20 protein-coding genes are annotated in these 21,503 nt (G+C 69.2%); 10 read left to right on the forward strand and 10 right to left on the reverse strand.

Annotated features, from left to right (window positions below; all coding sequences use genetic code 11):
* The first annotated feature begins 81 nt into the window (after positions 1-81).
* From ABD999_RS08145 to ABD999_RS08170, 6 genes are all read left to right on the forward strand, one after another.
* Positions 82-1,386 (forward strand): ABC transporter substrate-binding protein, encoded by a 1,305-nt coding sequence (locus ABD999_RS08145; RefSeq protein WP_148033973.1) that lies wholly within the window; start codon positions 82-84, stop codon positions 1,384-1,386.
* Positions 1,383-2,339 (forward strand): carbohydrate ABC transporter permease, encoded by a 957-nt coding sequence (locus ABD999_RS08150; RefSeq protein WP_148033974.1) that lies wholly within the window; start codon positions 1,383-1,385, stop codon positions 2,337-2,339. The genes ABD999_RS08145 and ABD999_RS08150 overlap by 4 nt, the downstream gene beginning before the upstream one ends.
* A complete protein-coding gene (locus ABD999_RS08155; protein ID WP_148033975.1) occupies positions 2,336-3,139 on the forward strand; it encodes a carbohydrate ABC transporter permease in 804 nt (267 codons plus the stop codon). Before ABD999_RS08150 ends, ABD999_RS08155 begins: the two co-directional genes overlap by 4 nt.
* Positions 3,136-4,506: a GH1 family beta-glucosidase gene (locus tag ABD999_RS08160; protein WP_271275474.1), complete on the forward strand. Its 1,371-nt coding sequence runs from the start codon at positions 3,136-3,138 to the stop codon at positions 4,504-4,506. The genes ABD999_RS08155 and ABD999_RS08160 overlap by 4 nt, the downstream gene beginning before the upstream one ends.
* A gap of 33 nt (positions 4,507-4,539) precedes the next feature.
* Positions 4,540-5,535, forward strand: a complete 996-nt coding sequence (locus ABD999_RS08165; RefSeq protein ID WP_271275475.1) for a LacI family DNA-binding transcriptional regulator — start codon at positions 4,540-4,542, stop codon at positions 5,533-5,535.
* Positions 5,536-5,611: 76 nt separating this feature from the next.
* The gene (locus tag ABD999_RS08170; RefSeq protein ID WP_271275476.1) at positions 5,612-6,859 is read left to right on the forward strand and encodes a phospholipase D-like domain-containing protein; all 1,248 of its coding nucleotides are present in this window, start codon (positions 5,612-5,614) and stop codon (positions 6,857-6,859) included.
* Here the strand turns inward: ABD999_RS08170 and ABD999_RS08175 are convergent, their stop codons facing one another.
* Complete coding sequence (locus tag ABD999_RS08175; protein WP_148033979.1) at positions 6,860-7,342, reverse strand: FBP domain-containing protein; 483 nt, start codon at positions 7,340-7,342, stop codon at positions 6,860-6,862.
* 124 nt (positions 7,343-7,466) lie between these two features.
* Here ABD999_RS08175 and ABD999_RS08180 point away from each other — a divergent pair, with 124 nt between their 5' ends.
* Both ABD999_RS08180 and ABD999_RS08185 read left to right on the forward strand, forming a co-directional pair.
* Positions 7,467-8,678, forward strand: a complete 1,212-nt coding sequence (locus ABD999_RS08180; RefSeq protein WP_271275477.1) for a hypothetical protein — start codon at positions 7,467-7,469, stop codon at positions 8,676-8,678.
* Positions 8,679-8,797: 119 nt separating this feature from the next.
* Positions 8,798-9,322 (forward strand): NUDIX hydrolase, encoded by a 525-nt coding sequence (locus ABD999_RS08185; protein ID WP_148033981.1) that lies wholly within the window; start codon positions 8,798-8,800, stop codon positions 9,320-9,322.
* Positions 9,323-9,435: 113 nt separating this feature from the next.
* Here the strand turns inward: ABD999_RS08185 and ABD999_RS08190 are convergent, their stop codons facing one another.
* Positions 9,436-10,530, reverse strand: coding sequence for a HigA family addiction module antitoxin (locus ABD999_RS08190; protein ID WP_271275478.1), 1,095 nt, complete (start codon positions 10,528-10,530; stop codon positions 9,436-9,438).
* Between the two features lie 28 nt (positions 10,531-10,558).
* The gene (locus ABD999_RS08195; RefSeq protein ID WP_271275479.1) at positions 10,559-10,882 is read right to left on the reverse strand and encodes a type II toxin-antitoxin system RelE/ParE family toxin; all 324 of its coding nucleotides are present in this window, start codon (positions 10,880-10,882) and stop codon (positions 10,559-10,561) included.
* A gap of 74 nt (positions 10,883-10,956) precedes the next feature.
* Between ABD999_RS08195 and ABD999_RS08200 the strand changes: the two genes are divergently transcribed.
* Positions 10,957-11,106: a hypothetical protein gene (locus ABD999_RS08200; RefSeq protein ID WP_271275480.1), complete on the forward strand. Its 150-nt coding sequence runs from the start codon at positions 10,957-10,959 to the stop codon at positions 11,104-11,106.
* Here ABD999_RS08200 and ABD999_RS08205 read toward each other — a convergent pair.
* The 6 genes from ABD999_RS08205 to ABD999_RS08230 form a co-directional block, all read right to left on the reverse strand.
* Positions 11,103-11,630 carry a carboxymuconolactone decarboxylase family protein gene (locus tag ABD999_RS08205; RefSeq protein ID WP_271275481.1) on the reverse strand — a complete coding sequence of 176 codons (528 nt, stop codon included), beginning with the start codon at positions 11,628-11,630 and terminating at the stop codon, positions 11,103-11,105. The two genes, ABD999_RS08200 and ABD999_RS08205, sit on opposite strands and share 4 nt — an antisense overlap.
* Before the next feature lie 24 nt (positions 11,631-11,654).
* Positions 11,655-13,166, reverse strand: coding sequence for a glycoside hydrolase family 13 protein (locus ABD999_RS08210; RefSeq protein ID WP_271275482.1), 1,512 nt, complete (start codon positions 13,164-13,166; stop codon positions 11,655-11,657).
* Positions 13,167-13,168: 2 nt separating this feature from the next.
* Positions 13,169-14,101 carry a carbohydrate ABC transporter permease gene (locus ABD999_RS08215; RefSeq protein WP_148033984.1) on the reverse strand — a complete coding sequence of 311 codons (933 nt, stop codon included), beginning with the start codon at positions 14,099-14,101 and terminating at the stop codon, positions 13,169-13,171.
* Entirely contained in the window at positions 14,098-14,964 is an 867-nt protein-coding gene (locus ABD999_RS08220) for a carbohydrate ABC transporter permease (RefSeq protein WP_219545636.1), read from the reverse strand. The genes ABD999_RS08215 and ABD999_RS08220 overlap by 4 nt, the downstream gene beginning before the upstream one ends.
* A gap of 3 nt (positions 14,965-14,967) precedes the next feature.
* On the reverse strand, positions 14,968-16,308 hold the full coding sequence (locus ABD999_RS08225) for an ABC transporter substrate-binding protein (RefSeq protein WP_271275483.1): 1,341 nt from the start codon (positions 16,306-16,308) through the stop codon (positions 14,968-14,970).
* A gap of 93 nt (positions 16,309-16,401) precedes the next feature.
* Positions 16,402-17,391, reverse strand: a complete 990-nt coding sequence (locus ABD999_RS08230) for a LacI family DNA-binding transcriptional regulator (RefSeq protein WP_219545634.1) — start codon at positions 17,389-17,391, stop codon at positions 16,402-16,404.
* Between the two features lie 157 nt (positions 17,392-17,548).
* On the opposite strand from ABD999_RS08230, the gene ABD999_RS08235 reads away from it, so the two are divergent.
* Positions 17,549-20,491 (forward strand): discoidin domain-containing protein, encoded by a 2,943-nt coding sequence (locus tag ABD999_RS08235; RefSeq protein ID WP_271275484.1) that lies wholly within the window; start codon positions 17,549-17,551, stop codon positions 20,489-20,491.
* On the opposite strand, the gene ABD999_RS08240 is transcribed toward ABD999_RS08235, so the two are convergent.
* Positions 20,492-21,364: a sugar kinase gene (locus tag ABD999_RS08240; RefSeq protein ID WP_271275485.1), complete on the reverse strand. Its 873-nt coding sequence runs from the start codon at positions 21,362-21,364 to the stop codon at positions 20,492-20,494.
* Positions 21,365-21,503 lie beyond the last annotated feature (139 nt).

Raw genomic sequence — 21,503 nt, forward strand, 5'->3', positions numbered from 1 at the left:
GCCCGCGGTGATCTGGCCGAAAGTTTTCGGAGAGCGCTCTCTTGCAACTTCCCCCCAAGGCTCCCAGTCCCGGAGGGCTCCATGGCTCCTCGTTTCCGGCGCATCGCCGTACCCTTGATCACCGCGTCCCTGCTCGGCCTCGCCACCGCGTGCGGTGGCGGCGGCGGGGGTGGCGGCGGCGACACCGCAGGCGCCGACGCCGCGCCCGCGGAGAAGATCAAGCTGACCGTCAACCTCTTCGGCGACTTCGGCTTCAAGCCGCTCTACGAGGAGTACAAGAAGACCCACCCGAACGTCGAGATCGTCGAGAACGTCACCCAGTTCAACGACCACCACAACAACCTCGTCAAGCGGCTGGCCACGAACGCCGGCGCCGCCGACATCGAGGGCGTCGAGGTGGGCTACATCAGCACCTTCACCGCGCAGCCGCAGAAGTTCACCGACCTCAAGCAGTTCGGGCTCGACAAGCGGCAGCCGGAGTACCTCGACTGGAAGTGGCAGCAGGGCCTCAGCAAGGACGGCGGGCAGCTGCTCGGCCTCGGCACCGACGTCGGCGGCCTGGCCATGTGCTACCGCAAGGACCTGTTCAAGAAGGCCGGGCTGCCCGAGGACCGGGAGGAGGTCGGGCAGCTCTGGCCGACGTGGGACGACTACATCGCCACCGGCAAGAAGTTCGCCGCCGCGAACGTGGAGGGCGCCAAGTTCGTCGACTCCCCCGGTGAGATCTTCCGCGCCATGGTGAACCAGGCGCCCGTCGGGCTCTACGACGCGCAGGACACGATCATCGTGGACTCCAACCCGGACGTGAAGAAGGCCTGGGACCTGTCCAACCAGATCACCACCGAGGGCCTGACCGCCAAGCTCGCGGCCTTCTCGCCGCCGTGGAACACCGGCTTCGCCAAGGGCTCGTTCGCCACCATCATCTGCCCGGCCTGGATGACCGGGTTCATCCAGGAGCAGGCCCAGGACGCCTCCGGCAAGTGGGACATCGCCACCGTGCCCGGCGGCTCCGGCAACAGCGGCGGCTCCCACCTGATGGTGCCCGCGCAGAGCAAGCACCCGAAGGAGGCCGCCGAGCTGATCGACTTCCTGACCTCCAAGGAGAACCAGGCCAAGGTCTTCAAGGAGGAGGGCACCTTCCCGTCCATCCCCGCCCTGTACGACGACCCGTCGATCCAGTCGTTCACCAAGCCGTTCTTCGGTGACGCCCCGATCGGCAAGATCTACTCCGAGGCCGCCAAGGCGCTGAAGCCGCAGCACCTCGGCCCGAAGGAGGCCGACGTACGGGTCGCCATCGGCAACGGCCTGGGCCGGGTCGAGCAGGGCAAGCAGACCCCGGACGAGGCGTGGGCGCAGGTTCTCGAGGACGTCAAGAAGATCAAATGAGCACCCTCCCTCTCGCTGTAGGGCGGAGGCGTAGGACAAGTGTGCGGCACACCCTCGACACGAGGGTGTCGCCGTACGCCTACGTGGCGCCCTTCTTCCTGCTGTTCGCCGCGTTCGGCCTGTTCCCGCTCGCCTACACGGCCTGGGTCAGCCTGCACGAGTGGACGCTCCTGGACGAGGAGCAGACCTTCGTCGGGATGCGGAACTACGGGACGCTGCTGGCCGACGACTACTTCTGGAACGCCACCTTCAACACCCTGTCGATCGGCATCCTGTCGACCGCGCCGCAGCTCGTGCTGGCCATCTGGCTGGCGCACCTGCTGAACAGGCGGCTGCGCTTCCAGACCCTCTTCCGGGTCTCGCTGCTGGTGCCCAACGTCACCAGCGTCGTGGCCGTGGTGGTCATCTTCAGCCAGCTGTTCGGGCGGGACTTCGGCCTGATCAACTGGGTGCTGTCGTGGTTCGGCGTGGGCCAGATCGACTGGGCCGCCGGCACCGCGACCTCGCACCTCGCCCTCTCGGTGATGATCATGTGGCGGTGGACGGGCTACAACGCGCTCATCTTCCTGGCCGCCATGCAGGCCGTGCCGCGCGAGCTGTACGAGGCCGCCACCCTGGACGGGGCGAGCAACCTCAAGCAGTTGGTCAGGATCACCGTGCCGATGATCCGGCCGACGATCATCTTCGTGGTCATCGTCTCGACCATCGGCGCCATGCAGGTCATCGCCGAGCCGCTGCTCTTCGGCACCAGCAGCGGCGGCGGGGGCGGCCTCGTCACGGGCGGGCCCGACCGGCAGTTCCAGACGCTGGCGCTCTACGTCTACGAGCACGGGTTCACCAAGTTCGACTTCGGCTACGCCTCGGCGGCCTCGTGGGTGATGTTCCTGTTCGTCGTGGTCGTCGCCGGCATCAACTACCTGGTGACCAGGCGCGTGAAGGGCGGAGTGATATGAAGCTGCGCTATCTGACGCTGACGGCGGTGGCGTTCTTCTCCGCTTTCCCGCTCTACTACAGCGTGGTGGTGGCCTCCCGGCACAACTCGGCGCTGGCCCAGGTGCCGCCGCCGCTGCTGCCCGGCGGCAACTTCTTCGCCAACGTGGCCCGCGTCTTCGACACGGTGCCGTTCGGGCTGGCGCTGCTCAACTCGTTCATCGTGGCCGGGTCGATCTCGATCGCGGTGATGTTCTTCTCGACGCTGGCCGGGTTCGCCTTCGCCAAGCTGCGCTTCAGGGGCAAGAACATCATGCTCGTGATCACGGTCGCGACCATGATGGTGCCGGCCCAGCTGGGCATCATCCCGCTCTACATGCTCATGATCAAGCTGGAGTGGACCGGCACCAACTACGCGCTGATCGTGCCGGCACTGGTCAACGCCTTCGGCGTGTTCTTCATGACGCAGTACCTGAGCAGGGCGCTGCCGACGGAGCTGCTGGAGGCGGGGCGGGTCGACGGCTGCACGACCTGGGGGCTGTTCTGGCACGTCGTGCTGCCCGCCGCCCGGCCCGCGGCGGCCGTGCTGGGCATGCTGACGTTCATGTCGGCCTGGAACGACTACTTCTGGCCGCTCGTCGTGCTCACCCCGGACAACCCGACGGTCCAGGTGGCGCTGTCGACGCTGGCCAGCGGATACGTCAACGACTACGTACTGGGCCTGGCGGGCACGGCGGTGGGGACCCTGCCGCTCGTCATCGTCTTCGCCCTGTTCGGCAAGCAAATCATCGGCGGAATCATGCAAGGAGCGGTCAAGGGATGATTTTCCCGGAAAACTTCGTCTGGGGTGCCGCTACGGCTTCCTATCAGATCGAGGGGGCGGTCAAGGAGGACGGGCGAGGCCAGTCGATCTGGGACACCTTCTCCCACGCCCCCGGCAACGTGGCCGACGGCGACACCGGCGACGTCGCCTGCGACCACTACCACCGATACCGCGACGACGTCGCCCTCATGCGCGAGCTGGGCCTGGCCGCTTACCGGTTCTCGGTGGCCTGGCCGCGCATCCAGCCCGACGGGCGCGGGCCGGCGAACCCGCGCGGGCTGGCCTTCTACGACAGGCTCGTGGACGAGCTGCTGGAGGCCGGGATCTCCCCGTACCTCACGCTCTACCACTGGGACCTCCCGCAGGCGCTGGAGGACCGGGGCGGCTGGGCGGACCGCGACACCGCCTACCGCTTCGCCGAGTACGCGGCCGTCGTGCACGACCGGCTGGGCGACCGCGTCCAGAACTGGGCGACGCTGAACGAGCCGTGGGTGGCGGCCTTCCTCGGCTACGGCAACGGCGTGCACGCGCCCGGCCGCAAGGACCCGGCCTCCGCCATGCGCTCGGCCCACCACCTGCTGCTGGGCCATGGCCTGGCGGCGGCCCGGCTGCGGGAGGCGGGCGCGGCCGGCATCATGCTGGTCGTCAACTCCTCCCCCGTGCTCACCCCGGCCCAGGTGAACGACCACGAGGCGGTGCCGGACGAGGCCGACGCGGCGGCCGTCGACCGGGTCCACGCGCTGCTGACCCGGCAGTTCCTGGACCCCGCGCTCCACGGCCGCTACCCAAAGGAGGTGCTGGCCGCCGCCGGGCGCAACGGCGGCACCGGCCACATCCTGGACGGCGACCTGGAGGCGATCAACGCGCCGATCGACCTGATCGGGATCAACTACTACAACCCGTGCGTCGTCGAGGCGGGGCCCGGGCTGCCGGCGGACGCGGCCTGGCCGGGTTCGGAGGACATCCGCTTCGCCCCCGCCGACGCGCCGGTCACCGCGATGGGCTGGCCGATCGTGCCCGACGGCCTGTCGCGGCTGCTGGTGCGGCTGTCGAAGGACTATCCGGACGTGGGCCTCATGGTCACCGAGAACGGCGCGGCCTTCGACGACGTGGTGGAGGACGGCAGGGTCCACGACGCGGACCGGGTGTCCTTCCTCCGCGGCCACCTGCGCGAGGTGGGCCGGGCCATCGAGGCGGGGGCCGACCTCCGGGGGTATCTCGTCTGGTCGCTGCTCGACAACTTCGAGTGGGCGGAGGGCTACCGGCGCAGGTTCGGCATCGTGCACGTGGACTACGCGACGCAGGTCAGGGTCCTCAAGGACAGCGCGCTGTGGTATCGCGATGTGATCGCCGCGAACCGCCTGTAGATTTCCTTCCGTGCCCTCCCTTTTGGTGTTGCCATGAGACGTCCCACCCTGGAAGCGGTCGCGGCCCGCGCGGGCGTCTCGCGGGCCACCGCGTCCCGTGTCGTCAACGGCCAGACGACGGTGGCCCCGCAGATCCGCGACGCCGTGCTGCGCGCCATCGACGAGCTGGGCTACGTGCCCAACTCGGCGGCGCGCAGCCTGGTCACCCAGCGCACCGACTCGATCGCCCTGGTCGTCTCCGAGCCGCCGACCAGGGTGTTCTCGGAGGACCCGCTGTTCTCCACGGTGATCCGCTCGGCCAGCCTGGAGCTGGAGACGGTCAACAAGCAGGTCGTGCTCATGCTGGCCTCGTCGGCCAAGAGCCACGCCCGGGTGGAGCGTTACATCGCGGGCGGGCACGTCGACGGGGTCATGCTCATCTCCATGCACGGCGCCGACCCGCTGCCGAGCGCGCTGTCCCGGCTGCGCGTCCCGGTCGTCTCGTACGGCCGGCCCGCCGTCCCGGTCGACATCCCGTACGCCGACAACGACAACGTGGGCGGGGCCGAGGCCGCGGTGCGCCATCTGGTGGAGCAGGGGCGCAGGCGCATCGCCACCATCGCGGGGCCGCAGGACATGATCGGCGGGCAGGACAGGCTCACCGGCTACCGCAACGTGCTGCGCGACTCCGACCGCCGCTCGATCGTCGCCGTGGGCGACTTCACCCGCGAATCCGGCGCGGTCGCCATGCGGCAGCTCCTCGGCGACGACCCGCAGCTCGACGCGGTGTTCGTGGCCAACGACCTGATGGCGGTGGGCGCCCTGCAGTCGCTGCGGCAGGCGGGCCGGCGGGTGCCCGACGACGTGGCGCTGGTGGGCTTCGACGACATCGAGGCGGCCAAGTACACCGAGCCGCCGCTGACCACGATCCGCCACCCGGTCATCGAGCAGACGGCGGCGATGGTGCGGCTGCTGCTGGACCTGTTCGAGGGCCTCCCGGCCGAGCCGGTCGTCCTCCCGACGGAGCTGGTGATCCGCGAGTCCACCTGACAGGGGCCCTTGACAGGCGATCTTTCCGCGTATGACAGTCGAGCAGCGAAAACTGTCACGCAGAAAGGCGCTCTTCATGAAGAAAATCGCCACGCTCGTGGCCTTATGCCTGGCCGCGGCCCTGTTACCCGCCGGCAGCGCGTCCGCCGACGTCACCGGCCCGCCGGTGCTGAACGCGCCCGTGTTCAACGACCCGGTCGCCGACTCCGGCGTGCCCGGCACGCCCAGCGCCCAGCAGTCGGCCGTGATGGACCAGCTCATCCGGCTGATCAGGGCCGCCAGGACGGCCAGCGAGATCAGGTTCGTCAACCACCAGTTCTCCCCCGGCCAGCGCTCCACCGAGGTGGCCGACGCGCTCATCCAGGCGCACCAGCGCGGCGTCCGCGTCAAGGTCATCCTCGACGACATGGAGAACGGGGCCAACGACGAGATCACCGCCCGCCTCAAGGCCGTGCTCGGCGCGAACGAGAGCGCCGGCTCGTACGTGATCGGCTGCGAGTATCCCAACCCGTCGGCGGTCGACCGCGGCTGCATCGGCCGCGACTACCTGCACAGCAAGTTCGCGCTGTTCTCCGGCATCGAGGTGGACGGGACCACGCACGGGAACGTCGTCTTCCAGACCTCGTCCAACCTGTCCGACTGGTATCTGTACAACTCCTACAACGACGCGTTCACCCTGACCGACGCCGCCGTCTACAACGGTTACTACAAGTACTTCGACGACCTGCGCCTAGGCCGGCGGCAGGCGCCCAACCCCGCCTACTACTGGACCACCCCGACCGGCTCGAAGTACCGGGCCACGTTCTTCCCGCGCGCCAGGTCGAGCGGCGACCCCATCGCCAACATCCTCAAGCTCGTCGAGTGCCGCTACCAGGACACCGACGGGGTCTACCGCCAGACCGACATCAGGCTCGTGCTGACCCACTTCAACCAGCACCGGCTGGCCATCGCCCAGGAGCTGGTCCGGCTGCGGGGCGAGAACTGCTGGGTGGACCTGGTCTACTACAAGAGCGCCGACGGCACCGGCAACGCCGACGCCACCATCGGCGCCGAGCTGGCCAAGACCGTCAACGGCCGCCGCATCCAGGTGACCCCCTGCCGCTTCACCGCCGGCGGCCGCTCGGTCGTGCCGCACCTGAAGCTGATGATGACCGACGGCTTCTACGACGACGACATCACGCCCCGCGTCTACACCGGCAGCGCCAACTTCACCCACCTGGAGAACGCGGACGACGCCCAGATCAGGATCTCCGGGCGGGACGTGCACACCGAGTACCTGTCGTACTTCTACAAGGTGCGCGACACCTGCAAGAACCGCACCTGATCAGGCCACGCGGTCCAGGAAGGCATGCAGGTTGGCCGTCATGCGGTCGACCTGCTCGTCCAGGGTCAGCGACTCCTCCAGGCGCTCGCCGAACTCCGGCTTGCGCCTGCCTCGCACGTACAGCGGGCACGCGAGGTCGGCGCACACGTAGGCGCCCACCGAGTCGGCCTCGCCGCGGCGCCTGCGGGCCGAGACGAGGGCGACGCCGCTGCCGGTGTGGGTGGTGAGGCAGAGCGAGCACATGCTGCGGCGCTGGTGGCCGTGGCGGGCGGTGACGAGGCGGAGCGCGACGCCGACCGGGCCGCCGTCGCGCTCGGCCACCAGGTAGGCGCGGTCGGGGGCCTTCGGGTCGCGCCAGCCGAGGAAGTCCAGGTCGTCCCAGGGCTGGCCGGGCAGGTCACGCGGCACGTGCAGACGGGACGCCTCACCCTTGGTGCAGTTGACGAACGAGGTGCGAATCTGGGGTTCGGTGAGAGGTCTCATGAATTCCAGGCTAGGAGGCCCAGGCAAGCGATTATTTGCCGAAGGATGCTGATCTCGATACAGATGTGACCAAAGGATGCCATCGTGGTGCGGTCCTTTCATCCCATCGACAGGGAGACGGATCGTGCCGAAGCTCGCCGTGGTGGCATCGGCCATCGGCCTGGTGCTCCTGTCCGCCGCCGCACCCGCGCAGGCGGCCGACAAGACGTTGACGGTGGCGTACACCTGCTCCGGAGGCCCCTTCAGCAACACCACGCTGAGCGTGCCGATCGTCGTGCCGGACACCGCGAGCGGCTCGTTCGAGGCGAAGTGGGCCATCCCCGCGCTGACCCTGCGCACCGCGCCGACCGCCACCACCCAGGTCCAGGTCAACGGCAAGCTCGCGGTCACCGGCGGCACCCACGCCGACCTGGCGAAGACCGGCGCGAGCGTCACGCCCGGCACCACCGCGGTGCCCACCGGCCAGGTGACGAGCACCGTACAGATCACCGCCACCACCGGCGGCCAGGTGACGATCAAGCCCTCCACCGAGACCGGCAGCCTCAAGCTCGCCCTGGCCGTCACCCCCACCGACGTGACGACGTGCACCACCACCGGCACCGAGAGCGTGACCGTCACGGTCGGCCAGGACGGAGGCGGCGGCACCGGTGACGTGGTCGACTACACCTGCACCCCCACCTCCGGCGCGCCCCAGACCGTCCGCATCAGGACCGCCCTGACGCTGCCGGCCGCCAACCCCAAGGTCGGCGAGCAGTTCACGATCGGCTGGAAGGGCACGTACGAGAGCGGCGCCGAGCTGGAAGCGCCCAACGGGCTGCCGACGACGGGTCTCAAGATGTACGCGTACGCGTCGATCTCCGGCCTGACCGGGCTCACCTCGGCCACCGGCGTCGGCGAGCTGAGCGGCGTCGCCGTCGGTCAGCCGATCGCGCTGCCAGCCTCGGTGGACATGAAGACGACCTCGGGGCGGGCGGGCACCGCGACCGTGAAACCCGCCTCCGTCAACTTCGGGCCGCGGCCGACGGAGCCCCTCATCGAGTGCGAGCCGACCAGCCCTGGTTCGCTCAAGACCTACACCCTGACCGTCGGCGACGGGTCCGCCTCGCCCTCCGCCTCCGCCACCCCGACCAAGACGGCCGTCGTCACCGTGACCCCCACCGAGGACGACTCCGAGGAACCCCGGAGGTCGATCACCCCCCGTGAAGGGGTCGCCACCGGGGCCGGCGGCGACGCGGGCCCCGACGGGCGGATGTTCGTCCTGGCCGGGTCCGCTCTCGTCCTGGCCGCCGGCGCGGGCGGCCTGCTCCTCCGCCGCCGGGCCCATCCCCTCAGGTAGGGCCTTCGTACGGTCAGCGGGGAGCCGGGCTCCCCGGACCCCGGCGTGAGGCGAGTTCCGCAGGGAGACGGTCCTTGTAACGTGGTGCCGACGCAGCCGTCCACGCTGGGAGCAGCCGCATGCGCTGGCAGGTCCACTCGGAAGAACCGCTCTACTCTGACCGCTGGATCGACGTCCGGGTGGCCGATGTGGAGTTGCCGGACGGCAGACACCTCGATCACCGGCTCATCCGTACGGCGCCCGGGGCCGGTGCGGTCGTCACCGACGGGCGGGGCCGGGTGCTGCTGATCTGGCGGCACCGGTTCATCACCGACACGTGGGGCTGGGAGATCCCGATCGGCAAGGTCGACGAGGGCGAGGAGCCGATCGCGGCCGCCGCCCGCGAGGTCGAGGAAGAGACCGGCTGGCGTCCCGGCCCGCTGCGTCCGCTGCTCTACACCCAGCCGACGAGCGGCATCTCCGACTCCGAGCACCACATCTTCCGTGCCGACACCGCCCGGCACATCGGCCCGCCCACCGAGCCGTGGGAGGCCGAGCGCATCGAGTGGGTGCCGCTCTCCGAGATCCGGCGGCTGATCGACAAGCGCGACATCGTGAGCGGGACGAGCATGAACGCACTGCTCTACCTGCTCACCGAGTTGTAGGCGCTGCCGCATCGTCGTCCGGGATCATCTTCGGCTGTCGCGGGGTAATCGAACTCGGCGAGCACCGTCGTCGACGAGCCCACCTTCGCCGGCACGAAGGTGCGCCGATGCTCCTAAAAGTCGCTCTCTAGATCCACTCTTCTCTTCAGCCTGTTGCCTTGGCTAGCAGGCCAGAAACCGTCGTGCTGAAGGCGCCCGACCACGATCCCCGGCGCGATGCCCAGTTCATGCGCGAACGCCTCAACCGAGCCAAGGGACTTGAGAGAAGACAGCTCGGACAGAAGCTTTCGCGGGATCAAGAGATCAGAGGCGAATCGATCCGCTTCCGCTTCCTTCGGGTCATCGGCCGACACGCTGTCCTCGATCCAGATGTCGTTCTTCCCGTGCAGGACGATATGGCCCATCTCGTGGAAGAAGGTGAACCAGAAATGGTCGTCCGTCCGATACCGGAGGCTGAGCAGGAGCATGGCCTTGCCCGGGGAAAGCCAGCAGGTGGCTCCACTGGCCCGCGCGCCGGTGATTTCGCGTACGAAGACAACGGCCACACCATGCTGGGCACAGATGTCACGCATGATCGGGGCAATGATGTCGGGCGGCTGAGTGGTCAGCTGACGTAGCCGCGGCAGAGCAGCGCGAAGCCCTGCGGCGTCGAACTCCCGGCACTCGACATCACGGGCAGCGAGTTCTCCGAGACGGAGCCACACGGCCACCGCGCTCGGGATGGCCTCGAACGATCTGGTCCGGCGGAAGGACGCGACGGGGCTTTCGTAGAGGTCCTGCCACGTGGACAGGTGAGCAACGCCGAACAGGGCCAGCAATTGCTGCACGCGGGAAATATCATCCTTGGGCTCCTCAGGAAGGATCCCTCGCCTGACCAGCTCACGAACGGGCATGCTTCTCGCCCAAGGAACCGCCGCCGCCAATTCGCCTTCAAGCCGCAGCCTCTGCTGCGCAGACTGGTAGTCCGCCTCAAGACGGTTCCACAACCGAGCAGGCATGCCGGTTACCAATTCAAGCCGCTGAGCGACATCGCTGCTCAGCGGCACCAACCCTTGAATGAGTCGGTTGACGTGTTTCGGGCTCAGGCCGAGCCGTGCCGCAAGCTCACGCTGGCTCATACCGAGATCGTCAAGGAACTCGCGGATCGTCTCCCCTGGAGGCACGGCGTAATCGGGAACGCCGGACGTGTGAAAATCGATGGCCGCCATCCCTCACGCTCCTCTCGAACTGCGTTGATCAGCCGTGGTAGTCGACGATCTCTATGACCAGAGCTGCCGCCCCTTCCTCTATCCCCCGTTCCTTCTTCTCCTCCGACGTCATGAGCCTGAACACCATCCGCCATCCCTGATGGAGATCCATGGCGTAGCAGTCGGCGTACGTTCCTCGCAGGGGGTGGCACCGCCCTGGCATGGTGAAGAGTTCGTCGAGGGTCTCGGCAGCCCGCAGGGCCTGCAGACGTTGCCCCACCTTGCGAGCCCCCTCACGACCATAGGCCCTGACCAGGTCCCGGGCGGACAGGCACAGGAGCTCCAAGCGACTGCTCGCATAGAACACCTCCATCTGCGCCGACCCCCATTATTAACCAACTTGGTAAACGAGACCCTCCACGGAGAGGCACGTTAACATCACTTTCCGTGATCATCAGAGAGATCGTCAGCTGGAGTTCCAAGCGGGTGAAGCCAGGTCGAGCGGTGCTGACCGTGGACGCCGCACGGTGGAACGCCACGGCCAAGGAGCTGGGCGGGCGCCTGCGGGTGGTCGAGGTCTGCCAGCTTGCCGGCTAGACGCGGAAGACGCGGAGTTGGAGGGCCAGCGTGGCGTAGTAGCCGGTCAGCGTGGTCAGCTCGAAGAGGGCCGGCGCCGGTAGGAGGGTGTACTCCTCGTCGCCCAGGTCCCCGTTCGTCACGAGGGCACGGGTGACGCGGAGGACGGCGGCCTCCTCCGGGTCCTCCAGAGCAAGCGGCTCTCCCGTACGGACAGCGGCGAGCTGGGCGTCGGTGAAGCCCAGGCCGGTGGCGATCTTCTCGTGGACCTGGAGCTCGAAGGTGCTGGACCAGTGGGCGGCGACGATCAGGATGGCCAGCTCGCGGCACCGGTCCGTCATGGACGAGCGGTAGCGGATGGCGGCGCCCAGCTCCTGGAGGGGGTCCCCCAGGGCGGGGCTGAGGAGCATGGCGTTGAAGGGGCCGACCAGCGCGCCCTGGTCGTCGAGCATCGAGGCGCCGCGGGGGCCGGCGTTGATGCGGTCGTAGAGGGCGCGGGCGTCGGCGTCGAGCTGGGCGGGCGGCATCGGGCGAAGGCGCTTCACCGCACCGATGCTAGCCCGCCCCGATCATGGGGTGCGCAGCCAGGCGGTGGTGTCCGGAGGCAGGAGGCGGTCCTCCAGCCGGCCGCTCGCCAGGAGCACCGCCCCGTCCGGCAGCGGGACGGGGTCCGGGCCGAGGTTGGCGACGCAGGTGACGCCCGAGTCGCGGGTGAAGGCCAGGACCCGGTCCCCGTACGGGAGCCAGGCGAGGGTCCCGTCCCCGAAGCACTCCCGGCGCAGGCGCAGCCCCGTGCGGTACAGGTTGAGCATGGAGTCCAGGTCGGCGAGCTGGGCCTCGGCCGTGAGCTTGCGCCAGCTCTCCGGCTGCGGCAGCCACGGCGACGGCCCGCCGAAGCCGAACGGCGGCTCGTCGCCGGACCAGGGCAGGGGGACGCGGCAGCCGTCGCGGCCGGGGTTCGTGCCGCCGGACCGGGCGTACATGGGGTCCTGGCGCAGCTCGTCGGGCAGGTCCTCGACCTCGGGCAGGCCGAGCTCCTCTCCTTGGTAGACGTAGAGGCCGCCGGGCAGGGCCATGGCCAGGAGGGCGGCGGCGCGGGCGCGGCGGTAGCCCAGTTCGGGGTCGGAGGGGGTGCCGTGGAGGGCGCCGCCGTGGGCGAAGCTGGTGTCGGCGCGGCCGTAACGGGTGACGGGGCGGGTCACGTCGTGGTTGGACAGGACCCAGGTGGGCGGGGCGCCGACGGTGGCGTGCGTGGTGAGGGTGAGGTCGATGACGCGGCGCAGCTCCTCCGGGTCCCAGGGGCATGACAGGAAGTCGAAGTTGAAGGCGGTGTGCAGCTCGTCGGGCCGCAGGTAGCGGGCGAAGCGTTCCTGGTCGGGCAGCCACAGCTCGCCGATCAGCACGCGGTCCTCGTACGAGTCCGCGATGGTCCGCCAGCGGCGGTAGACGTCGTGGACGGGGTCGAGGTCCTCCCACGCGGTGTCGGACTTGTGGAGCAGGGCGGCCGAGTCGATGCGGACGCCGTCCACGCCGCGGTCGAACCAGAACCGCAGCACGTCCTCGAACTCCCGGTGCACCTCCGGGTTGTCCCAGTTGAAGTCGGGCTGTTCCGGGGCGAACAGGTGGAGGTACCACTGGCCGTCAGGCACCTGCGTCCAGGCGGGACCCCCGAAGATCGACTGCCAGTCGCCCGGCTCGTCGCGGAACCAGAACCGGTCGCGGGCGGCCGGGTCGGCCAGGGCCTGCTGGAACCAGTCGCTGGCCGTGGAGCTGTGGTTCGGCACCACGTCGATGATGATCTTCAGGTCCAGCTCGTGCGCCTCGGCGATCAGCGTCTCGGCCTCGGCGAGTGTGCCGAACACCGGCTCGATGCCGCGGTAGTCGGCCACGTCGTAGCCGCCGTCGGCCATCGGCGACGGGTACCACGGGTTGAGCCAGATGGCGTCGGCGCCGAGGTCCTTCAGGTAGGGCAGGCGGGACCGGAGCCCGGCCAGGTCGCCGACGCCGTCGCCGTTGCCGTCGGCGAAGCTGCGCAGGTAGACCTGGTAGATCGCGGCCCCCCGCCACCACGTTTTCGACATGATCACCCTTTGATAGATCCGGCGGTGAGACCCGCCATGATGTGACGTTGGAAGACGAAGAAGACGATGATCGTCGGGATGCTCGCGACGACCAGGCCGCCCATGACGGCGTTCTGCGTGACCATGCCGGCGGTCTGCGACAGGCCGACGCTGAGCGTCATCTTGTCGCTGTCGGTCATGACGAGCAGCGGCCAGACGAAGTCCTTGAACGAGGTGACGATGGTGAAGATCGACACCACGCCGAGGATCGGCCGCGACACGGGCAGCACCACCGACCAGAGCACCCGGAAGGCGCCGGCGCCGTCGATCCGCGCGGCCTCGATCAGTTCGCGCGGGATCGAGTCGAAGAACCGTTTGAGCAGGAAGATGTTGAACCCGTTGGCGGCCGCGGGGAACCACAACCCCCAGGGATTGTTCAACAATCCGAGGTCGACGACAGTGACGTAGAGCGGGATCAGCACGACCATGGCCGGGATCATCAGCGTGGCCAGCATCGCGCCCAGGATCACCCCGCCGAACATCGGCCGCAGCCTCGACAGCGCGTACGCCGCCGACACGTCCACGAGCATGCAGAAGACCCAGCCGCCCAGCGAGTAGTAGGCGGTGTTCCACAGCAGCGTGCCGAGGTCGAACAGGTTCCACGCCTCGGCGTAGGCGTCGAGGGTGGGGTCGGCGGGGAAGAGCGTCGGCGGCATCTGGGCGATCTCCTCGCCCGTCTTCATGGCGCCGGTGATCATCCAGTAGAGCGGGAAGACGAAGGCCAGCGTGAAGGTCACCACGACCGTGACGAGCACGGCCCAGTAGACGCGCCGTCCCCATCGGCTGTTGAGCTGGAGCGGGGAGATGATCGTACGGAACTGCCCGGTGTGGATGGGTTTCGGGCGGCGGGCCGCCCGCCTGCGGCCGGCGGCGGCCCGGGCGCCGACGGAGATCATGCCTTGTCCTCCCGGGTGAGCCGGAGCTGGAACGCGGCGAAGACGAGCAGCACGATCATGAGCATCATGCCGAGCGCGCCGGCCACGCCGTAGTTCTGGTTCGTGAAGGCGAACTGGAACATCATGTAGGCGACGGTGACGGTCGAGCCCGCGGGCCCGCCGCCGGTGAGCATGTACGGCTCGATGAAGACCTGCATGGTGGCCACGATCTGCAGCATCAGCATGAGCAGCAGGATCAGCCTGGTCTGCGGGATCGTGACGTGCCTGATCCGCTTGAGGATCCCGGCCCCGTCCAGCTCGGCCGCCTCGTACAGCTCCGGCGGGATGTTCTGCAGCGCCGCCAGGTAGATCAGGGTCGCGCTGCCCATGTTCATCCAGGTCGAGACGATGACCAGGGAGATCAGCGCGGTGGCCGGGGAGTCGAGCCAGGCCAGGCCGGGCAGGTTGACCAGCCCGAGCAGCTGGTTGAACAGCCCGGGCCCGGGATCGAAGAACCACCTGAACAGCAGCACCGCGACGATCGGCGGCAGCATGACCGGCAGGTAGACCACGAACCTGAGATAGGCCCGGGCGTGGCGCAGCTCGTTGAGCACGAGCGCGACGACGAACGGCACGGCGAAGCCGCACACCAGCGCGAGGAACGTGAACTGCAGGGTGGCGATCCAGGCCTCGGTGAAGCCCGGGTATCCCACGGCGTACTCGAAGTTGTCCAGCCCGACCCAGGTGGGCGGATCGATCAGGTTCGTCTCCTGGAAGCTCAGGATGAACTCTCTGATCATCGGATACCAGGCGAACACCGCGAAGCAGAACAGCGCCGCGCACAGGAACCCGTAGGCCGTCAGGTTGCGCCTCAGAACAGCCATGGGTCAGCCCTTGGCCGCCAGCACGGCGTTCACCTTGGTCTCGGCGTCGGCGAGCAGCTTGTCGATGTCGGCGTCCTTGTCGGACAGCACGCCGGACATGGCCACGTCGAGGATCGCGTAGATCTCCTGGGCGTGGACCGGCTCGGCCTTCGGCGGGATGGCGGCGGAGGCCTTGACGTACGGGTCGTAGTTCTCGACCGGCAGGGAGGCGTTCTTCACCCGGTCGGCCTGGATGGCCTGGCCGGTGGGCGAGTCGCCGTAGACCGCGTTGTCGGGGACGCCGACCGGGTTGCCGATGGCCTTGCCGCGGGCGAAGTCGAAGCGGCCCTTGCCGACGGTGTTGAAGCGGAAGTCGAGCCACCGCATGCCCGCCTTCGCCTCCTCGGGCGTGGCCTTGGGGTTGACCATGAACGCTTCGCCGCCGCTCAGCGACGCCTTGGCCTCGGGGAAGCCGGTGATGCCGTAGTCGGCGACGCTGCCCTTGAACTTGCCGACCACGTCGGTGACCACGTCGGGGGCGCCGAGCATCATGCCGACCTTGCCGCTGCCCATCGCCACCATGAGCGACTCCCAGCCGACCAGGAGCTTGGTGCCCATGCTGTCGTCGACCCAGCGCATGTCGTGCAGCGTCTGCAGGACGGCCCTGCCCTCGGGCGAGTTGAAGGCGGCCTTCTTGCCGTCGTCTGTCAGGATGCTGCCGCCGCGGCCGTAGATGGCCTGGGTGAAGTGCCAGCCGCCGGTGTTGCCGCCGGAATACTCGCCGTAGCCGACGTGGCCGGGGCCGAGCGCGGCGATCTTCTTGGCGGCCTCGCGGATCTCGGCCCAGGTCGCAGGCGGCGTGTTGGGGTCGAGGCCGGCCTCGGCGAACAGCTTGCGGTTGTAGACCAGGCCGACGCCGTAGTGCACGTTGGGCACGCCGTAGACCTTGCCGTCCTTGGTCACCAGGTCGCGCACGTCCTGGCGCAGGTCGTCCCAGTTCTTGATCTCGCCGGTGTACGCGGTGATGTCGAGGGCCTGGCCCTGCCTGATCACGTCGTCGTAGTTGGTGACGGGGACCACGAAGACGGTCTCCATCTGGCCGCCGGCGAGCTTGGGGCCGAACGTCTTGGGGTCGAAGCAGGGTTGCTGGTCGGTGCTCTTGACGGTGACGCCGGGGTTCGCCTTCATGAACGCGGCCACGTCGTCGTCCCACGCCTGGCGCTCCTTGGGCGCGGACTTGGCGGGCTGGCAGGCGACGGTGATGGTGACCTGGTCGGCCCCGCCCGCCGGGGGAGCCTGCTGCCCGGAGCCGCAGGCGGCGAGTCCCAGCGCGGATGCGACTAAGAGCCCAGCGGATCTCTTCATGATCTGACCCTTCTGATGCGAATTGCCCACACCATAGGATCAGCGACTTATCTATGCAATATTCAGACTGAAGATTGCAAGATAACGACTACATCACGTACGGACTCGCGCCGTGGAGGCGCGCACCACCAGCTCCGGCTCGAACAGCAGCTCGTCCGCAGGCACGACGGCCTTGTCGATCTGGGCCACCAGCAGGTCGACGACGGCCCGGCCCATCGCGTCGATCGGCTGGCGGACCGTCGTGAGCGGCGGCTCGGTGCAGTTCATCAGCGCCGAGTCGTCGAAGCCGACCACCGACACCTCGCGCGGCACGCTCAGCCCGGCGCGGCGGGCGGCCCTGATCGTGCCGAGCGCGAGCAGGTCGCTGGCGCACACGACGGCGGTGACCCCGCGCCTGACCAGCCGGGCGGCCGCCGCGTGCCCGCCCTCCAGGGAGAACATGGTGTGCTCGACCAGGTCCGCGTCGCCGCCCCCGGCCTGGAACGCCTCCAGCTTGCGCCGCGAGGGCACGTGGTCCCTGGGGCCGAGCACCATGCCGATCCGCTCGTGGCCGAGGGCCCGCAGGTGGCCCAGCGCGATCTCGGCCGCCACCACGTCGTCGCACGACACCTGCGGGAAGTCCAGGTGGCCGACGGCGGCGTTGACCAGGACCGTGGGCAGCTTGCGCTCGTGCAGCAGCTCGTAGTGGCCGTGCGCGGCGTCGGCCTGCGCGTACAGGCCGCCGGCGAACACCACGCCGCTGACCTGCTGCTGGAGCAGCAGATCGACGTAGTCGGCCTCGGAGACGCCGCCGACCGTGCGGGTGCAGAGCACGGAGGTGAACCCCTGCTGGGCCAGGGCGCCGCCGACGACCTCGGCGAACGCGGGGAAGATCGGGTTCTGCAGCTCGGGGAGGACCAGGCCGACCAGCCGGGCACGGTCGCCGCGCAACTGGGTGGGGCGCTCGTAGCCGAGCACGTCGAGGGCGGTGAGCACCGCCTCCCGGGTCGCGTCGGACACCCCCGGCTTGCCGTTGAGCACGCGGCTCACGGTCGCCTCGCTCACCCCGACCTTCTTGGCCACCTCTGCGAGTCGTCGCGTCATGACGCAAACTATACGACTGTCAGCGCAAACCATTGCAAGTACTTACGTGAGCATCACAGCAGCATTCATTTCTTGCGCAATCCAGTCGAGATATTGCTCACATCTGCTGGAAAGCCTATGGTGCGGCCAACTGTACTCCTGCGAAGGGCCACCCCCCATGCGCGCACTCTTAGCCGCCCTGACCCTCGTCCTAGGACTCCTCATCGCCCCGCCCCCGGCCGCCGCCGCCACCAATCTGGCCGCCGGGAAGGCCGCCACCGCGAGCGGCTTCACCGACGTCTACCGGGCCGCCAACGTCACCGACGGCGACCAGGCCACCTACTGGGAGTCGGCCAACGGCCAGTTCCCGCAGTGGGTCCAGGTGGACCTCGGCGCCGCCGCCACGCTCACCGGACTCACCCTCAAGCTGCCCGCCGGCTGGCCGAGCCGCACCCAGACGCTCACCGTCCAGGGCAGCGCGGACGGCTCCGGCTTCACCACGCTCAAGCCGTCGGCCACGTACGGCTTCGCGCCGTCCGCCACGATCACGCTGAGCGGCAGCGCCCGGTACGTCCGGCTGCTGTTCACCGCGAACACCGGCTGGCCCGCCGCCCAGCTCGCCGAGTTCGAGGTGTACGGGGAGAGCGGCGGCCCCGGCCCCGACCCGGAGCCGGGCACGAACCTGGCCGTCGGCAAGGGGATCGCCGCCTCCTCGCACACCCACACGTACGTGGCCGGCAACGCCAACGACGGTGACGTCAGGACGTACTGGGAGGGCCAGACCTACCCGAACACGCTGACCGTCGCGCTCGGCGGCGACGCCGACCTCACCTCGGTGGTGCTCAAGCTGAACCCGGACGCGGTCTGGGCCAGGCGCACCCGCACCGTCGAGGTGCTCGGCCGCGCGCAGGGCGCCGCCGGCTTCTCCCGCCTCGTCGCGCCCGCCGCGTACGTCTTCGACCCCGCCACCGGCAACAGCGTGACGATCCCGGTCACCGCGCGGGCCGCCGACGTGCGGCTGCGGATCACCGCCAACTCCGGCGCGCCCGGCGGGCAGGTGGCCGAGTTCCAGGTGTTCGGCACGGCCGTCCCGCTTCCTGACACCGCCGACCTGGTCGCCGACGTCGGCTGGACCCCGGGCAACCCGGATCCCGGCGACACCGTCACCTTCACCGTCGCCATCAGGAACCAGGGCACCATCGCCTCCGGCGCCGGCTCGCACGGCATCACGCTCGCCGTGCTCGACGGCTCGGGCGCGACCGTCCGCACGCTGACCGGCTCCGCCAGCGGCGTCATCGCGCCGGGAGCCACCACCGCCCCTGTCACGCTCGGCACCTGGACCGCGGCCGACGGCCGGCACACGGTCCGCGTGGTGCTCGCCGACGACCCCAGGGAACTGCCTGACAAGCGGGACAACAACACCAGCACGCACCCGCTGTCCATCGGCAGGGGCGCGAACATGCCGTACGACACGTACGAGGCCGAGGAGGCGGTCGTCGGCGGCGGCGCCACCCGGATCGGCCCGAACAGGACGATCGGCGACCTGGCCGGGGAGGCGTCCGGCCGCCGCGCGGTGACGCTCGCCGCCACCGGCTCCTACGTCGAGTTCACCACCAAGGCGGCCACGAACACGCTCGTCACCCGCTTCTCGATCCCGGACGCGCCGGGCGGCGGCGGCCTCGACGCGACGCTGAACGTGTACGTCGACGGCGCCTTCCACAAGGCGATCAACCTGACCTCGCGCTTCGCCTGGCTGTACGGCCCCGAGGCGAGCCCGGACAACAACCCCGGCTCCGGCCCGCCGCGGCACGTCTACGACGAGGCCAACCTGATGCTGGACACCACGGTCCCGGCGGGCCGCAAGATCAGGCTGCAGAAGGACGCGGCCAACACCTCCACCTACACGATCGACTTCGTCGACTTCGAGCAGGTCTCCCCCATCGGCAACCCCGACCCGGCGAAGTACGCCGTACCGGCCGGGTTCGGGCACCAGGACGTGCAGAACGCGCTCGACCGGGCCCGCATGGACAGCGCGCTCACCGGCGTCTACCTGCCGCCGGGCAGCTACCAGACGACGGGCAAGTTCCAGGTGTACGGGAAGGCCGTCAGGATCGTCGGCGCCGGGCCCTGGTACACCCGCTTCCACGCGCCGGCCGGGCAGTCGAACACCGACGTCGGCTTCCGCGCGGACGCGACGGCCAACGGCTCGACGTTCGCGGGCTTCGCCTACTTCGGCAACTACACCTCGCGCATCGACGGGCCGGGCAAGGTGTTCGACTTCACGAACGTGGCGAACATGACGATCGAGAACCTGTGGGTGGAGCACCAGGTCTGCATGTACTGGGGCTCGAACACGGACGACATGACGATCAGGAACTCGCGGATCAGGAACGTGTTCGCCGACGGGCTCAACATGACCAACGGCAGCACCGGCAACCACGTCACCCACGTGGAGACCCGGTCCACCGGCGACGACAGCTTCGCCCTGTTCTCCGCCACCGACAACAACGCGGGCGAACAGCACGGCAACGTCTACGAGAACCTGACCTCGCTGCTCACCTGGCGGGCCGCGGGCGTGGCCGTCTACGGCGGGTACGGCAACACCTTCCGCGACATCTACGTGGCCGACACGCTGGTCTACTCGGGCGTCACGATCAGCTCGCTCGACTTCGGCTACCCGATGCACGGCTTCGGGGCGAACCCGCCCACCCGGTTCGAGAACATCTCGCTCGTTCGGGCCGGCGGCCACTTCTGGGGCGCGCAGACCTTCCCGGCGATGTGGCTGTTCTCGGCGTCGAAGACGTTCCAGGGCATCCGGGTCAGCAATCTGGACATCGTCGATCCCACGTACAGCGGGATCATGTTCCAGACCATGTACGACGGCGCGCGGCCGGTGAACCCGGTCACCGACACCGTCTTCACGGACGTGTCGATCACCGGGGCGCGCAGGAGCGGCGACGCCTACGACGCCAAGTCGGGCTTCGGCATCTGGGTCAACGAGCTGCCGGAGCAGGGCCAGGGCCCGGCCGTCGGCTCGGCCACGTTCCGCGGCCTGCGCTTCGCCGACAACGCGCAGAACATCAAGAACACCACCTCGACGTTCACCCTGAACATCGAGTAGCTACAGCTCGCCCCTGGCCGGCAGGCCCTGCCAGTCGCTGGCGGTGGACGCGGCGGCGGCGCTCAGCTGCGTCGCGCGCCGCAGGCGCTCCGGCGGGGTCAGCCCGTCCAGGGCCGCGCTGAGGTAACCGGCCACGAACGCGTCCCCGGCCCCGCCATAGTCGACCACCGGCGTCTGCGGGCCGGGGGCGTCGTAGCGCATCCGGTCGGCCCGCACGCTCGCGCCCTTGGCGCCGCGGGCGACCACGACCTCGCGTTCGGGGGTGAGCGCGGGCTTGATGAGGTCCAGCTCGTCCTGGCGGACGAAGAGCAGGTGCGACTGGCAGGCCAGCTCGGTGAGCACCTCCTCCGCCTCGCGCACCGACGCCCACAGCTCGGGGCGGTACTCGACGGCGAACGAGATCGGCACCTCCGCGCTCTTGGCCGCGCTCACGGCGGCCAGCACGGCGTCGTGCGGATCCCTGCCCAGAGCCGCGGTGACGCCGGTGACGTGCAGCATCCGCGCGGCGCCGACCCGGTCGATCGGCACGTTGCCGGGTGACAGCGTCGAGCCCGCCGAGCCGGCGCGGTAGTGGGTGACGAGCGGCTCGCGGCCCACCCGCGCGTCGCGCAGCAGCAGCCCGGTCGGCACCCCTTCGGTGACGCGCGTGTCGGTGACGTCGACGCCCTCGCCGCGCAGCACCGTCAGCACCCGGGCGCCCAGCTCGTCGGAGCCGACCTTGCCGGCGAAGGCGCACCGGTGACCGAGCCGCGCCAAGGCCACGGCCAGGGTGAACTCGGGGCCGCAGATGTCCAGCCTGGCCTCGGTCTCGTGGCGGACCCGGCCGCTGGAGACCACCCCGAGCGCCTCTCCGAGGGTGTAGACGTCGGTCATGAGCTCCGAGCCTAGTCGGTCAGGTGGCCTCAAAACGGATTTTTTTCCATCAGTGCAGGTGACCACCGTGATCAAAATTTTTCCGTAACTTTAGCGAACCTTTGCCCCTTAGTGTGGCTCTAAGCAGTAAAGGGAACCG

It is taken from the genome of Nonomuraea ferruginea, assembly GCF_039540635.1.
Taxonomy (GTDB): Bacteria; Actinomycetota; Actinomycetes; order Streptosporangiales; family Streptosporangiaceae; genus Nonomuraea; species Nonomuraea ferruginea.